General features: G+C 38.2%; 11 protein-coding genes. 4 read left to right on the top strand and 7 right to left on the bottom strand.

Annotated elements, in window-relative coordinates; all coding sequences use genetic code 11:
• The first annotated feature begins 2 nt into the window (after window positions 1–2).
• From Q0983_RS16245 to Q0983_RS16255, 3 genes are all read left to right on the top strand, one after another.
• Window positions 3–956 carry an AAA family ATPase gene (locus tag Q0983_RS16245; RefSeq protein WP_299555751.1) on the top strand — a complete coding sequence of 318 codons (954 nt, stop codon included), beginning with the start codon at window positions 3–5 and terminating at the stop codon, window positions 954–956.
• A gap of 227 nt (window positions 957–1,183) precedes the next feature.
• Window positions 1,184–3,961 carry a bifunctional aconitate hydratase 2/2-methylisocitrate dehydratase gene (locus Q0983_RS16250; protein WP_299555753.1) on the top strand — a complete coding sequence of 926 codons (2,778 nt, stop codon included), beginning with the start codon at window positions 1,184–1,186 and terminating at the stop codon, window positions 3,959–3,961.
• Window positions 3,962–4,536: 575 nt separating this feature from the next.
• The gene (locus tag Q0983_RS16255) at window positions 4,537–6,804 is read left to right on the top strand and encodes an aconitate hydratase (protein ID WP_299555755.1); all 2,268 of its coding nucleotides are present in this window, start codon (window positions 4,537–4,539) and stop codon (window positions 6,802–6,804) included.
• Between the two features lie 124 nt (window positions 6,805–6,928).
• On the opposite strand, the gene Q0983_RS16260 is transcribed toward Q0983_RS16255, so the two are convergent.
• Window positions 6,929–7,249, bottom strand: coding sequence for a YtxH domain-containing protein (locus tag Q0983_RS16260; RefSeq protein ID WP_299555757.1), 321 nt, complete (start codon window positions 7,247–7,249; stop codon window positions 6,929–6,931).
• Window positions 7,250–7,357: 108 nt separating this feature from the next.
• On the bottom strand, window positions 7,358–8,020 hold the full coding sequence (locus Q0983_RS16265) for a GldM family protein (protein WP_299555759.1): 663 nt from the start codon (window positions 8,018–8,020) through the stop codon (window positions 7,358–7,360).
• Window positions 8,021–8,107: 87 nt separating this feature from the next.
• On the opposite strand from Q0983_RS16265, the gene mazG reads away from it, so the two are divergent.
• Window positions 8,108–8,881: a nucleoside triphosphate pyrophosphohydrolase gene (gene mazG / locus Q0983_RS16270; RefSeq protein WP_299556021.1), complete on the top strand. Its 774-nt coding sequence runs from the start codon at window positions 8,108–8,110 to the stop codon at window positions 8,879–8,881.
• Between the two features lie 373 nt (window positions 8,882–9,254).
• Here the strand turns inward: mazG and Q0983_RS16275 are convergent, their stop codons facing one another.
• The 5 genes from Q0983_RS16275 to Q0983_RS16295 all read right to left on the bottom strand — a co-directional run bounded on the left by Q0983_RS16275 (window position 9,255) and on the right by Q0983_RS16295 (window position 16,006).
• Complete coding sequence (locus tag Q0983_RS16275) at window positions 9,255–11,729, bottom strand: DUF349 domain-containing protein (protein ID WP_366141019.1); 2,475 nt, start codon at window positions 11,727–11,729, stop codon at window positions 9,255–9,257.
• Window positions 11,730–11,883: 154 nt separating this feature from the next.
• Window positions 11,884–12,621 (bottom strand): shikimate dehydrogenase, encoded by a 738-nt coding sequence (locus tag Q0983_RS16280; protein WP_299555761.1) that lies wholly within the window; start codon window positions 12,619–12,621, stop codon window positions 11,884–11,886.
• The gene (locus Q0983_RS16285; RefSeq protein WP_299555763.1) at window positions 12,621–13,637 is read right to left on the bottom strand and encodes a DUF368 domain-containing protein; all 1,017 of its coding nucleotides are present in this window, start codon (window positions 13,635–13,637) and stop codon (window positions 12,621–12,623) included. The genes Q0983_RS16280 and Q0983_RS16285 overlap by 1 nt, the downstream gene beginning before the upstream one ends.
• On the bottom strand, window positions 13,637–14,560 hold the full coding sequence (locus Q0983_RS16290; RefSeq protein WP_299555765.1) for a DUF368 domain-containing protein: 924 nt from the start codon (window positions 14,558–14,560) through the stop codon (window positions 13,637–13,639). Before Q0983_RS16290 ends, Q0983_RS16285 begins: the two co-directional genes overlap by 1 nt.
• A 57-nt stretch (window positions 14,561–14,617) precedes the next feature.
• Window positions 14,618–16,006 carry a tetratricopeptide repeat protein gene (locus tag Q0983_RS16295; protein ID WP_299555766.1) on the bottom strand — a complete coding sequence of 463 codons (1,389 nt, stop codon included), beginning with the start codon at window positions 16,004–16,006 and terminating at the stop codon, window positions 14,618–14,620.
• Window positions 16,007–16,154: the final 148 nt, after the last annotated feature.

The following is a 16,154-nucleotide window of genomic DNA, read 5'->3' on the forward strand; positions in this document are numbered from 1 at the left end:
TTATGTCTGACGTTGCTGCCGTAGAAGAGTTTGTAAAAAAATATAAAGCGTTAAAACAGGAGATAGCCAAAATTATTGTCGGACAGGATACCGTTGTAAATCAAATTTTGATTTCTATTTTTTCCGGTGGGCATTCTTTACTCATTGGTGTTCCGGGCCTGGCAAAAACTTTAATGGTAAATACCATAGCACAGGCTCTAGGATTGGATTTTAAGCGCATTCAATTTACACCGGATTTAATGCCAAGTGATATTTTGGGAAGTGAGATCTTGGACGAAGACCGTCATTTTAAATTTGTCAAAGGCCCTATTTTCGCCAATATTATTCTGGCAGATGAAATTAACAGGACACCACCCAAAACCCAGGCAGCCTTATTGGAAGCCATGCAGGAACGAGCGGTTACGGTTGCCGGGCATCACTATAAATTGGATCTGCCCTATTTTGTATTGGCAACACAAAACCCTATAGAGCAGGAAGGAACGTATCCGTTACCGGAAGCTCAGTTGGACCGTTTTATGTTTGCTATTAATTTAGATTATCCGTCATTTGATGAAGAAGTGGAAGTAGTCAAGGCTACAACGAACGATGAAAAAATAGAGGTAAATGCGTTGTTCACTGCTGAAGAGATCCTGAATTTCCAACATGTGATCCGTCGCATTCCTGTGGCTGATAATGTTATAGAATATGCTGTGACCATGGTTGGAAAAACCAGGCCCGATGGTGAAGCTGCTGCAGATTTAGTAAAACAATACATCGATTGGGGAGCAGGGCCAAGGGCCTCTCAAAACCTTATTTTGGCGGCAAAAACACATGCGGCCATTCATGGTAAATTTTCACCCGATATTGAAGACGTTCAGGCGGTAGCTAATAGTATTCTTCGCCATAGAATTATTAAAAATTACAAAGCAGAGGCTGAAGGTATTTCAGAAAATCAAATAATTAGCAGTTTATTTTAGAGGTTTTAAGCTCCGGTTTTGTTGATCAGCTATTTTTTATCACAAAATAATGCTAAAAACCTAATCATTTTATTTTAAAATAGCACTATAATAATTTCGTATCATTGCCGGTTGTATTCCCTTAATTATTTTTAAATCTTTGCACTATAATTCGTATTTTGCGTCGCTTTTTGAAAAAATGCGTTTGCTTTTTTCCAGGCCAATTTAATCATTGAAATACTTCATTTATGCAAACTTATAACGATTACATCAAGGAGATTGAGGAAAGAAAAGCTCAGGGACTACACCCTAAGCCAATTGATGGAGCTGAATTAACAAGCGAGATCATCGCTCAGATTAAAGATTCAGATAATCCACACAGAGAAGATTCTCTAAACTTTTTTATTTATAACACCTTACCTGGTACCACAAGTGCAGCCGGTGTCAAGGCCAAATTTTTAAAGGAGATCATTCTTGGTGAATCTGTAGTTGAAGAAATTACCCCTGATTTTGCATTGGAGCAATTATCACACATGAAAGGAGGGCCTTCAATTGAAGTTTTATTAGACTTGGCTTTAGGAACTGATGCTGCCATTGCGGAAGCAGCTGCCAAAGTGTTAAAGACTCAGGTGTTTTTATACGAAGCCGATACGGAGCGTTTAGAAGAAGCTTTTAGAGCTGGAAGTACTATTGCTAAAGACATTATTGAAAGTTACGCTCAGGCAGAGTTCTTTACAAAACTTCCGGAAGTTGAGGAGGAAATAGACATTGTAACTTACATTGCCGGAATAGGTGATATTTCAACTGATTTATTGTCTCCAGGTGCTGATGCACACTCAAGATCAGATAGAGAATTACACGGTCAGTGTATTTTTGAGCATAACAAAGACATGCAACAAGAAGTGTTGGCTTTAAAAGAGCAGCACCCTGATAAGCGCGTGATGTTGATCGCCGAAAAAGGAACTATGGGCGTAGGGTCTTCAAGAATGTCGGGTGTAAATAACGTGGCGCTTTGGACAGGTATTTCATCTAGCCCTTACGTACCTTTTATCAACATTGCACCAGTAATTGCGGGCACTAACGGTATTGCTCCAATTTTCTTAACAACTGTTGGAGTAACAGGTGGTATTGGAATCGACCTTAAAAACTGGGTAACTAGAAAGGATGCCGAAGGTAACACCGTTTATGATACCGATGGAGAACCTGTATTAGAGCAAGTATATTCGGTTGAAACAGGAACTGTTTTAACTATCAACACTAAAGAAAAGAAACTATATAACGGCGATCAAGAATTAAAAGATATCTCTGCGGCTTTAACACCACAAAAAATGGAGTTCATTAAAGCCGGAGGGTCTTACGCAGTGGTTTTTGGTAAAAAATTACAAACCTTTGCTTGTAAGGTTTTAGGAATTGAAGTGCCTCAGGTTTACGCGCCTTCAAGGGAGATTTCCATTGAAGGACAAGGTCTTACGGCGGTTGAAAAAATATTCAATAAAAACGCCGTTGGAACTACGCCGGGGAAAACATTACATACGGGATCTAATGTACGTGTAGAGGTTAACATTGTTGGGTCTCAGGATACTACAGGTTTAATGACCTCTCAGGAGTTGGAAATGATGGCAGCAACGGTAGTGTCTCCTATTGTTGATGCTAGTTACCAATCCGGATGTCATACCGCCTCGGTTTGGGATGATAAGTCTAAAGCTAACATCCCTAAGTTGATGAAGTTTATGAACGACTTCGGGTTAATCACAGCACGTGACCCTAAAGGCGTTTACCACTCCATGACTGATGTAATACACAAAGTATTAAATGATATTACAGTTGATGATTGGGATATCATTATTGGTGGAGACTCACATACACGTATGTCTAAAGGTGTGGCTTTTGGTGCCGATTCAGGAACCGTTGCCTTAGCGCTTGCTACAGGTGAGGCTACTATGCCAATTCCGGAATCTGTAAAAGTGACCTTTAAAGGGAATATGAGAAGTTTCATGGACTTCCGTGATGTGGTGCATGCAACGCAACAACAAATGTTGAAGCAGTTTGGTGGTGAAAACGTATTCCAGGGAAGAATCATTGAGGTGCACATAGGTACCTTAACGTCAGACCAGGCCTTTACATTCACAGACTGGACGGCAGAGATGAAAGCCAAAGCCTCTATCTGTATCTCAGAAGATGAAACTTTAATAGAATCACTAGAGATTGCAAGAGATCGTATCCAAATCATGATTGAAAAAGGTATGGATAACGAAAAGCAAGTGCTTCAGGGCTTAGTTGATAAAGCTAATACTAGAATTACAGAGGTTAAAACAGGAATCAAACCAGCCTTAAAACCAGATGCTAACGCTAAGTATTATGCTGAGGTTGAAATCGATTTAGATGAAATTGCTGAACCAATGATTGCCGATCCGGATGTAAACAACGAGGATCCTTCTAAACGTTATACACATGATACTATCCGTCCGTTATCTTACTACGGAGGAACTAAACAAGTAGACTTAGGATTCGTTGGGTCTTGTATGGTTCATAAAGGTGATATGAAGATCCTGGCCCAAATGTTAAAGAATATTGAAGCGCAACAAGGTAAGGTAGCGTTTAATGCGCCATTAGTGGTTGCTCCTCCAACTTATAACATTGTAGATGAGTTAAAAGAAGAAGGCGACTGGGAAGTGTTACAAAAGTACTCAGGATTTGAGTTCGACGATAACGCACCAAAAGGCTTGGCACGTACCAAGTATGAAAACATGTTGTACTTAGAGCGTCCCGGTTGTAACCTGTGCATGGGTAACCAGGAAAAAGCAGAGCCGGGAGATACCGTTATGGCTACCTCTACGCGTTTATTTCAGGGAAGGGTTGTTAAGGATTCCGGTGAGAAAAAAGGCGAGTCTTTACTATCTTCAACACCGGTAGTGGTATTATCAACCATTTTAGGAAGAACCCCTACTATGGAGGAGTACGAAGCCGCTGTAGATGGTATTCTCTTGACTAAGTTCAAGCCATCTCAAAAAGAGTTAGTAATCTAATTATAGACACAAGCATATAATTGAAAGCCTGAGTTTATAACTCGGGCTTTTTGTTTTTATCATTTGTCATGCTGAACTGTCAGACTGAGCTTGTCGAAGTCTCGTTTCAGCATCTCATTATTATTAGTTGGGCGTTCCCCTTAATACCTACAAGGTTTCTACTTCGACTCCGCTCAGCACGGGCAAAACCTTGCAGGAAACGGGTCGGGCTTTCCGCTATATCTTTTTTTAACGTCATTGCGAGGAGGCACGACGTAGCAATCTGTTAATTTACATTCCTAATTCTTAGCTTAATGCTTCTTTTACAAAAAAGGATGCCGCTACAATCCCTAACGCGGGCATACCTGTCAGGATCAATTCATTCGGTTCACTTACTTATTATACGTTTTTCTTAGGTGTCACACTGAGCGCAGTCGAAGTGCATTTAGGAAGTTCATTTTTAAATGATTTATTAAATAGATTTTACCAAATTAAGAATAAAAGCAATCTATGTTCAAAGGTTTTAAACGGTGTCCTAATTTCGTATATTAGTAATCCTGAAAAATAAAGCATTAAACATTAAATAGATACAGCTTATGACATTTGACATCGATATGATAAAAGGGGTTTACGCGCGAATGAAAGCACGTGTAGATGCGGCCCGCGAAGTCGTTGGAAGACCACTGACACTTTCCGAAAAAATATTGTACAATCACCTTTGGGAGGGTATGCCCGCTCAGGCTTTCAAAAGAGGCAAAGACTATGTTGATTTTGCACCTGATAGAATTGCTTGTCAGGATGCCACAGCGCAAATGGCCTTATTGCAATTTATGCAGGCCGGAAAAAGTAAGGTTGCCGTTCCAACTACAGTGCATTGTGATCACTTGATCCAGGCAAAGGAAGGAGCCGCTATAGATTTAAAACGAGCAAATGATGTCAGCAGTGAAGTATTTAACTTTTTGGAGTCAGTGTCCAATAAATACGGTATAGGTTTCTGGAAACCGGGTGCAGGGATTATTCACCAGGTGGTATTGGAGAATTATGCCTTTCCGGGAGGTATGATGATCGGTACGGATTCACATACGGTAAATGCAGGCGGATTAGGTATGTTAGCCATTGGGGTCGGAGGCGCCGATGCTGTTGATGTGATGGCCGGCATGGCCTGGGAACTGAAATTTCCAAAGCTCATTGGGGTGAAGTTAACCGGTAAACTGTCCGGGTGGACCGCACCTAAAGATGTCATTTTAAAAGTAGCTGAGATTCTTACCGTAAAAGGAGGCACAGGAGCCATTGTAGAATATTTTGGGCCGGGCGCTTTAGCCATGTCCTGTACGGGAAAAGGTACCATTTGTAATATGGGTGCGGAGATAGGAGCAACCACATCTACCTTTGGGTATGATGAGTCTATGGACCGTTACTTAAGAGCTACCGATAGAGAAGGGGTGGCTGATGCCGCTAATGAAGTGGCCCCCTATTTAACTGCGGATGCTGAGGTATATGCCAATCCGGAGCAGTATTTCGATCAGGTTATTGAAATTAATCTGTCTGAATTAGGCCCGTTACTAAACGGACCGTTTACCCCGGATCTATCTACGGAAGTAGGTTCAGACATGACAAAGCGCGCCACCGAAAACGATTGGCCATTACAAGTAGAGTGGGGGTTAATAGGGTCTTGTACCAACTCCTCTTACGAAGATCTGTCGCGTGCTTCATCTATAGCGCAACAGGCCTTAGATAAAAATTTAAAAACCAAAGCCGAATTCGGAATCAATCCAGGTTCTGAACAGGTACGATACACTGCGGAACGCGATGGTATTTTAGAAGTATTCGAAAAACTGGATGCCACTATATTCACCAACGCCTGCGGACCTTGTATCGGGCAGTGGGCCCGTTATTCTGACCCTAAGAATGCCCCAAAGAACAGTATTGTACACTCGTTTAACAGAAACTTTGCGAAGCGGGCTGATGGCAACCCCAATACGCACGCCTTTGTAGCCTCTCCTGAGTTAACAGCGGCTATTGCTATTGCCGGACGTTTAGACTTTAATCCGTTAACCGATAAGTTGATTAACGAAGACGGCGAAGAAGTGATGTTAGAGGAACCTACAGGATGGGAATTACCACCTAAAGGGTTCGATGTAAAGGACAATGGCTATTTAGAGCCCGTTGAAGATGGAAGCGGTGTAAACGTCGTTGTAAAAGACGATTCTGAACGTTTACAGTTACTAACTCCATTCGTTCCTATTGGTGATACCATTACAGGTGCTAAATTATTAATTAAAGCCTTTGGCAAATGTACCACGGACCATATTTCCATGGCAGGTCCCTGGTTACGTTTCAGGGGGCATCTGGATAATATTGCCAACAACACATTAATTGGTGCCGTAAACGCCTTTAACCAGAAGACAAACTTCGTTAAGAATCAATTGACAGGAGATTATGGTGGTGTGCCGGATGTACAACGTGCTTATAAGGCTGCAGGTATTAAAACCGTTGTTGTTGGTGATCATAACTATGGAGAAGGGTCTTCCAGAGAGCATGCGGCTATGCAACCGCGTCATTTGGGAGTTGCGGCGGTGATTGTAAAATCCTTTGCACGTATCCACGAAACAAACCTTAAAAAGCAAGGCATGTTAGGATTAACCTTTGCTAACGAAAGTGATTATGACCTGATTCAGGAAGACGATACGTTCAACTTCTTAGATCTAAATGAGTTTGCACCTGGAAAACAACTAACGGTTGAGATAGTTCATGCTGATGGCAGTAAGGATACCATTAAATTAAACCACACGTATAATGATTCTCAAATTGAGTGGTTTAAAGAAGGGTCTGCCTTAAACTTAATTAAAAAGCAAAATGCTTAATTTAACCTGCAAGGTTTTGAAAACCTTGTAGGTTTGACAATGAATAAAAAAATCCAACGTGAGAGCGTTGGATTTTCATGTTTAAATATTTTGTTTGTCATGCTGAATTTATTTCAGCATCTCATTAACTCGTATGCTGATAAGTTTTATTCTTTTCCTTTAGAATAGCCAATTGCTTTTCTAAAAACGTAATGGCCTGCTCGGTTTTATAACTGGCTTTGGACCTGAAGTCTTTAAAATCTTCTTTAAATTTTTCCTTACCGGATTTGGCGGCTTTAGAAACATCCTCTTTTACCTCTTTAAAATCTTGGGTGATTTGGTCTTTTATGTCTTTACCTTCTTTTTTAAGCTTGTCTCTGGTGACCTTACCTTTTTCAGGGGCTAATAACACTCCTATACCGGCACCAACCAATACGCCTAACACTATGGCTCCTTTATGAATCATTGCTTTTCCTTTTTAATATTGAACTCGTTTTACTAAATAAGTAGTAAAACTCACTGATTTGTTACAAACAAATTCAGTGTCAGTTGATTAGAGCGGTTTTCAGTAGTTTCAACGTTTATCCATTAACTCTATAAACATTGGAGGTGTAGCTTTTCCACAGGAAAAGGATGAAGAGTAATATTGGACATCAAAAATTAATATTTCTTGTCCAATGTTTAGTTTTTTGATTTTAGAAAAAACATCTTCAGAAATTAAATCTCCTTCTACTTGAATTACTTCTCGATGTCCTAATTTTATTTTGTACCCAGAAATATTAATACTATGATTAAACATAAAGTCCTTTATATAGACCTCTAGTTTGGCACCTTTCAACTCTTCAAGAGTCATTTTTAGATTATTAGCTGAGTAGGCATTAATTCTTAATCTCGGTCTTGGGATGTCTTTGATTTCAAAATTAATGCTGTCTGAATTAACTATAGCTCCGTTAAGATATGATTTAGCAACTAACGTTTTTGTTTTAGACCTAGTAGTAGTACAATTAATATTGTATTGCCCCAATAAATCTTTCTTTAAAAGTGCACTTTCCGTCTCGTATAATTGAATACTATCGGCTTTTGGAACATCAATTCTGACTTTATTGTAAATTCCCCGATATAGTATTTTTGGAGATTTCACAAACTCTACTAAAGGGATGAAGTCCTTGTTTCCTTGACTAAACATGTTTGAGGAAACATATAATAAAGCTAATGATAAAATAATTTTTTTCATCATTGAGGTTATAAAAAAATGAACGGATTTGTATGTTCTTTATTGTATGCTCAATTCAGCAAAAACACTACTTTTACAAAAACTTCAAAAATGAACTCCAGACAAGACCAGCTTAAAGCCTTTGATAGATTGTTAACCATTATGGACGAGTTACGTGAGCAATGCCCGTGGGACAAAAAACAGACTATGGAAACTTTGCGTCACTTAACCATTGAAGAAACCTATGAATTAGGCGATGCCATTTTAGATAATGATCTGGATGAGGTTAAAAAGGAGTTGGGAGACCTGTTGTTACATATCACATTTTACGCTAAAATAGGCAGTGAGACCAACGATTTTGACATGGCCGATGTCTGTAATGAAATCTGTGAAAAGCTCATTAACAGGCATCCGCATATTTATAGTGATGTAAAAGTTAATGATGAAGAAGATGTCAAACGCAACTGGGAAAATTTAAAGTTAAAAGAAGGCAAAAAAAGCGTATTAGAAGGGGTTCCCAGAAGTTTACCGGCTTTGGTAAAAGCTAACAGGATCCAGGAAAAAGTGGCGGGTGTTGGGTTTGACTGGGAACAACCCGAACAGGTTTGGGAAAAGTTACAGGAAGAACTCTCGGAATTTCAGCATGAAGTAAAAATGGGCAATCAGGAAGCCATGGAAAATGAATTTGGAGATGTTATGTTCTCTATGGTGAATTACGCCCGCTTTTTAAATATAAACCCGGAGAACGCTTTAGAGCGCACCAATAAAAAATTCTCTAAACGCTTTCAGTATTTAGAGTCCAAAGCCAAAGCTCTAAACAAAAACTTAAAAGACATGACACTTGCTGAAATGGATGTGTTTTGGGAAGAAGCCAAAAAGCTTTAATTTGTCATTCTGAACGCAGTGAAGAATCTCTTAACGTTCATTTTGTCTTGATACAAAACCCTTCGACAACGCTCAGGATAAACCCAGCCAAAAAATCAAGAGTATTTAAAGGAAATTTTATCGATTATCATCGATAAACCACTGCTAAATCTTCATTTCATGCTTATTACTTCATAATGCACTTCCATTCGATTTACAGTTATTTCTGAAAATACTAGTTCTATACCATCCGGATTTTCTTGTAGGTCGGAATAAAAGAACATTGTCATTCTGACACTGAGTTTGTCGAAGTGGAAGAATCTCTTGTATTTAGGTATTAATTTAAAGAGATTCTTCTCTCCATTGCATTCCGTTCAGAATGACAAATGAGTGTTTAGTAAAACTCCTTAATTTTTTGAAGCTTGGATTTCCAAAGTTTTAAAGACTCTTCATGTGCTCTGATATTATTACGAACTTCTTTTACCAACGGATTATCATCCTCAACATTGGTAAAAAACTGTAAGTTGTTTTCAAGCTGATTGATCTTACTTTTAACTTCGTCAATCTTTTTACGGATAAAAGACCGTTCATTATCCAGGTTTTTAGAATCTTCCGAAGCATTGATACTATCCAGTTTATTTTCAAACTTGATCATCTCTACCTCATTTTTATCCATTTCCAAACCGGATAGTAACTCGTCAACGGTTTTCTGGAATTTCCCTTCAATATAGCGTTTATCATTAGGCACTCTTCCTATAGATTGCCATTTTGTTATCTGGTCTTTTATAGTTTGAATGTTTTCTTCTTTATCCCCTTCTAATTTAAGGTCTTTTAAAGCATTCAGAAGTTCGCTCTTTTTACTAAAAGCCTCAAGAGTTTCTTTGTTTGCAGCATTTCTGGTAGCATGCAACCTGTCAAAATAATGATTACAGGCGGTTTTAAATTGCTTCCAGATCCTGTCGCTGTCTTTTCTGGGGACATGACCGATCTTTTTCCAATCACTTTGGATTTTCTTCATCAAGGGGGTTACGGTATCGTAATCCTCACTGTCCTTATTGTCTTCAGCTATTTTAATTAACTCCAGTTTTTTCTGAAGATTGGTGTATTGTTCTTTCTTCAGATCTTTATAAAAGGCATTCTTTTTTCTGTTGAACGTTCTAACAGATTCCTTGAATTTGGCCCAGGTACTTTCGTTTACTTTAATAGGCACTTTTCCGGCATTAAAGAAATCGTTTCTTAAGCTTTCAATTTCCTTGATTCTCTTTTGCCAGGCATTATGGGTATTACTGCCTTCCTGGGCAGTTATGGCCTCTATATTAGCAATTATTTCAAGCTTTTTCTCCAGGTTCTTTTCGTAGACCTTGTCTATTTCCTTAAAGTAAACCTGGCGTTTATCGTTAATTATTTTGGTAGCTGCTTTAAATTGTTCCCAGATCACTTCTCGGTGCTCTTTTCCAACGGGTCCGAGCTCTTCCTTCCACATTTTGTGCAATTCCTGTAACTCTCTAAAAGCACGCAGTACATTGTCGTCTTTGGCTAGTTCCTCGGCACGCGCAATAATCTTTTGCTTCTTTTCCAGATTGTGTTTAAAATCCAGATCCCGCAAGTCTCTGTTTAAATGCAGAAAATCGTAAAACATCTCTACATGATGGTGGTAGCTGTTCCAGGCATTATTGTACTTATCCCTGGGAATAGGGCCGGTAGTTCGCCAGCGTTCCTGAAGTTCTTTAAAATGTTTATAGGTGGTATTGATGTTTTCCTCAACATTTATTAAGCCTTTTAACTCTTCAATAATTTCAAGTTTTTGGGCTAAATTCTCCTTGAGGTTTTTTTCAATATTCTGGTAATGCTCGTTAAGCTTTTTTCTATAATCCCTGTAAGCTTCTTTATAACGTTTTTGAACAGGCGAGGAATAGTAGAAATCTATTTCATGACCGCCCTCATTAATAAATTCTTCCTTTTTTTCGTCTATTAAAGCCTGGAATTTAGATTTAAAAACGCCATTGATCTTATCTACATGGGATCTGATGGCCTGAACTTTTTCATTCTTTAAAAGCTTTTCCAACTCAATGGCTAAAGCTTCTAACGACATAGATTCATAATCTTTTATCTGAATGGTGTGACGCTCTTTATTGCCTTCGTCTTCGGCATCTTCGGCATTGGATTCTTCTATTTCATTGATAACTTCTTCGTCTGATTCTTTGGTAGACTCAACAGCTTCTTTCTGCTCAATAGGTTCCGTATTCGCTTCCTCAACAGATTCACTAGCTGAAACTTCTACTTTGGTAGCGGTGTCTTCTTCTTCTGATTCTTTGGTTGACTCAACAGCTTCTGTCTGCTCAATAGGTTCCGTACTCACTTCCTCAACAGATTCACTAGCTGAAACTTCTACTTCGACAGGGGTGTCTTCATCGTCTGATTCTTTGGTTGGCTCAGCAGCTTCTTCCTGCTCAATAGGTTCCGTGCTTGCTTCCTCAACAGGTTCACTGGCTGAAACTTCTACTTCGGTAGAGGTGTCTTCTTCTTCTGATTCTTTGGTAGACTCAACAGTTTCTTTCTGCTCAATAGGTTCCGTACTCGCTTCCTCAACAGCTTCACTGGCTGAAACTTCTATTTCAGTAGAGGTGTCTTCTTCGTCTGATTCTTTGGTTGACTCAACAGCTTCTTTCTGCTCAATAGGTTGCTCACTCGCTTCCTCAACAGATTCACTGGCTGAAACTTCTACTTCAGTAGAGGTGTCTTCAACGCCTTGCTTTTCAACAGGTTCTAACGCGTCGTTGTCAGCTGAATCTTTGGTTTCGGGCGTATTAGCATCTAAATTATTCTTGTCAACTTCTTCTGCATTTTGCAGGTTCTTAATATCAGACATTTTAAAAAATGTTAAGGTTCAAAAAAATTGCTTTAGTCTTTAAAGATACTAACAACTAAATATATTTACAAAGAATAGGTTGTGGTTTTAACGTTTAAGTAAGATTTTTTACCCGTTCTATGGTATTTGGGCCTTTGAAATACGGATCAGGCTACTATAAATCCCAGATAGACCAGGCTTTTTCTGCTTGTAACTCCAACATTTTCAGTCCGTTAATGGTAGTGGCGCCATATTGCTTCCCTTGTTTTAGGAATTTAGTTACTTCGGGATTGTAGATCAGGTCGAATAAAATGTGTTTATCCGTAATGCCATTATAAGGAATATCAGGGCATGCTTCAACATTTGGAAAGGTTCCGAGTGGTGTACAATTGATAATCACCGGGGTTTTTTCAATATCGGCCTCAGTAAGCGTGTCATAGGTAAATGCAATGCCTTCGGATTGTTTTCTGGATACGTATTGATATGCTATCCCTAACTTTTTTAAACTGTAGGCGATGGCTTTACTGGCGCCGCCTGTACCCAGTATCAACGCTTTTTTGTGATGTGCTTTCAGGTGGGGCTCAATAGATTTTTTAAATCCGTAACAGTCGGTATTATAACCCACCAATTTGCCTTTTTTTGTTATTCTAATGGTGTTTACGGCACCAATGTCGGCTGCTTTTTTGTTTATTTTGTCAAGATAGGGCATTACTACTTCTTTATAAGGAATAGTAACGTTCATGCCTTTCAGGCCTTTGGTGTTTTTAACAATGGAAGGAAATAAATCAATAGATTCAATATCGAAATTCTCATAGGAGGTATCTGTTATCTGCTCGTTTTCAAATTTAGCCTTAAAATAAGTCCTTGAAAACGAATACGAAATGTTCTTTCCTAAAAGCCCTAATTTGTTCATTACTTTATTTTTCTGGTTTTTTGTCCGTACCATTCTAATGCCAAAACTATCAGTATGCCTACAATAATGAAGCCAATAGCCAAAAAGGTATCACCATCTAATTTTGGCAGGAATCTCTGGTAATTTTCAATGATTTTTTCTCCGCTGGAATCCAGGATAAAAGAGCCGTCCGTGTTAGTTTGATACAAGGTTCTTTTCCAGGGCCAAACCACCCCTAGAGACCCTATTATGAAGCCCATTAACAGGGAAAGCGTGATAGTTCTGTAGTGTTTTAAAACGTAATTTAATATATGTGAAAACGTTACTAGTCCAGCCACGGAACCTATAGTGAAAATGCTTAACACTTGTAGCATTCTTACCCTTTCGGCATTATCTAAAAATGAAAAATCACCCGTAAATACATCAAATATAGTATCGTAAAGGGCGTTTACGGAATCAACCAACAGCAACACATAATTTCCCATTAGGATCAGGATGAACGAGCCGGAAAATCCAGGGAGTGTCATACCCGAAACACTGATCATGCCGCAGAAAAAAACAAAAAATAAATTGTCGTTCTCTCTTGCAGGATCTAAAAAACTGATACTGATGCCTATAATAATACCAATAGAGAGGGAAACAAATGCCTTGGGGCACCAACCTTCAAAATCTTTACTAATGTAATAAATGGAGCCCATGATCATACCAAAGAAAACACTCCAGACATATAATTCGTAGTGTATAATAAGATAATCTAATAACTTGGACACGCTAAAATAACTAATGATCATCCCGAAAAAGAGAAGTCCGATAAAACGTCCATTTATATATCTGAAGAAGCTTTGAAAACGTCCGTTGATCAGAAGCTTAAAAGCTTTGCCATTAAACTTTTGAAGCGAATAAATAAATTCTTCATAAAAACCGGCTACAAAAGCCACCACACCTCCAGAAACTCCCGGCACTTTGTTTGCAGCCCCCATGCCTAATCCTTTTAGAACTAGAAAAACCCTGTCTTTGAATGTTCTGGTACTTTGCATTATTGTTTTTTAGAGCCTAGTTTTTCAAGAATAAAAATAGTTGCAAACCCAAGCACCATTAAACCAATGGCTATGGCTAATTGATTAGGGCCTTCAAAAGAAAAAGGTGAAACACTTTCTTCTAAGAAGGGAACCTGTTCGCCCTTTGAGTCAGTTCTGTATGATAAGACTTTTTTCCAGGGCCAGATTTTGTTTAGTGAGCCCAGAATAAACCCTGTTAAGATGGCCAATGTAAGATTATGATAGTTTTTAAAGAGCCACTTTAAAAGTTTTGAAAATGACAGTAGTCCTACTACAGCACCTAAACCAATGATCAATATAGTTTTAAGGTCCTTATTATTCAAGGCTTCCAGGACCGGTTGATAGGCTCCGAGTAAAACCAAAATAAAGGCCCCTGAAATACCTGGTAAGATCATGGCACAAATAGCTAATGCCCCGGCAATAAACAAGAACCAACTTCCGGAATTAGAGGTTACCAATGAAGGGATCGTGGTTATGTAATAGGCTACAAAAGCACCGGCTATTAAACCTATTATTGATGCAATACGCCATTTTTTTATTTGTTTTCCAACAAAAATAATGCTAGCCAGAACCAGTCCGAAAAAGAAGGACCAGATTAATATAGGATGGTTATGTAAAACCCATTCCAAGCCTTTGGCGAGCGATATTATACTAATACCAATACCTACAAATAATGCTAATAAAAAGTTGCCGTTTAATTGATTCCAGGCCGATTTGAAGCCTTCATTCTTTAAAGTTTTGAATAATGAGACATTAATGTTGTTAAGCGCGGTGATTAATTCTTCATATATGCCGGAAATAAATGCTATGGTACCACCGGAAACGCCTGGGACAACATCAGCAGCTCCCATAGCCAGCCCTTTTAAAGAAATGACAAGATAATCAGTAAAACGTCTTTGCATTAATTCGATTTTTTTAAACGAAAATCAAAGGTATGCATTTTAGACCAACGTTTTAAACTATAAATTTTGTTTTAGTAAGTTTTTAACAAGTATTTTATTGGATACTTCCGGGAACAGTTCTTCAAGAATAAATGAGAATTCCTCATTATACCTGATGCCATTTTTTAAGTGAAATTCGCCTTTTTCGTTTTCATTGTTTAAAAAGTACAATCCTGCCAATCTATACTCAATTTCAGCATTTTCAGGATAGAATTCCACGGCTTGTTCAAAATTATAAATAGCGGCTTCGGGCTCTCCCAATTTAATGAGCAGATCACCTCTTGACAACCAGGTATTTAATTCGTAATTACCAAGTTCTAGGGTTTTTTTGAAACCACGTTCGGCTTCTTCGTAAAAATTGAGTCTTTGGTTTATTTGAGAATACAACTTCCAGTAAGTTACATTTTCAGAATCTATATTAATGGCCTTATTTATATAATACAGGGCCTTTTGATAGTTTCTCTTTTTGTTATAAAATTTGGTAATGGCAATCCACCCTTTGTCTAATAACGGGTCTTCATGAACGGTTTTATAATAATACTGTACCGCCAGTTCGTCATTCTTTAGTTTTTCATAGCACGAACCAATCCGTAAAAGCGCAAAAGATGTGGGCTCATCTAATTTTAAAGTGATGCTGTAGTTTTCAATGGCATCATTATAGCGGTTTAATTCTTCCAGTACTTTTCCCTTTTCCAGGTAAGCACCAACAAAAGCATCGTCAGAAATAATGGCAAAATCAAAAGCAGCCAGTGCCTTTTTGTATTTTTTCAACACCACATACTGCTTGCCCAGTTGATGCCACGCCACTTCACAATAAGGGTTTTTATCTAAAAACATATTTAGGTATGAAATGGCATCTTCATTTTGGTTTAAAAACTCAAAACAATAGATGACATTATAAAGTGCTGAATAGTCATTTAGATCAGCCTCCAGGCATTTCATAAAATAAGTTTTGGCACTTTCGTATTCATCCAGAAAAAGGTATTCCATACCTATTAAAGAGTAGAGGTCAACTAAATCATCAGCGAGTTCTAATGCTCTTTTAAGTACATCAATTGCCTGTTGATGCTCATCTTTTTTTGATAGAATATTAGCTTTTTGAATGTAGATTTCTTCATTCGCGGGGTCTAAGCTATAAAGTTCATTTAATAAATTGTCAGCCTCAACAAGTTTGTCTTCAAAAACATAAACTTCCACTTTAAAAAGCCTTAAATTAATCGACGTTGGATGTTGATCTAACCCCAATTTAATGGCTTTTTTAGCTAGTGCAATTTTTCCTTGATTCAGGTAGTGGTGGATGATGTTTTCGAATTCTTCAGAATCGAAGAATAAAATATGATTTGTTTTTAACATCGATTCAAACTTGGTAAGAGGCAAATTGTTGTTGTCGTTATGACTAAACTCCATAAGCACATATGTAAGGTTCTACCTGAATAAATTTAAGTTTCTATTTGCTTTATTTTATTGGATGGCACAAATGTTTTTAACAAAGTAATGAACAGTTCAGTTGTTACTTTGTTTTCAGAGTGTTCTGGTTTGATTTTCAGTAAGTTGA

Origin of the sequence: Seonamhaeicola sp. (assembly GCF_028281565.1) — a bacterium.
GTDB lineage: Bacteria > Bacteroidota > Bacteroidia > Flavobacteriales > Flavobacteriaceae > Seonamhaeicola.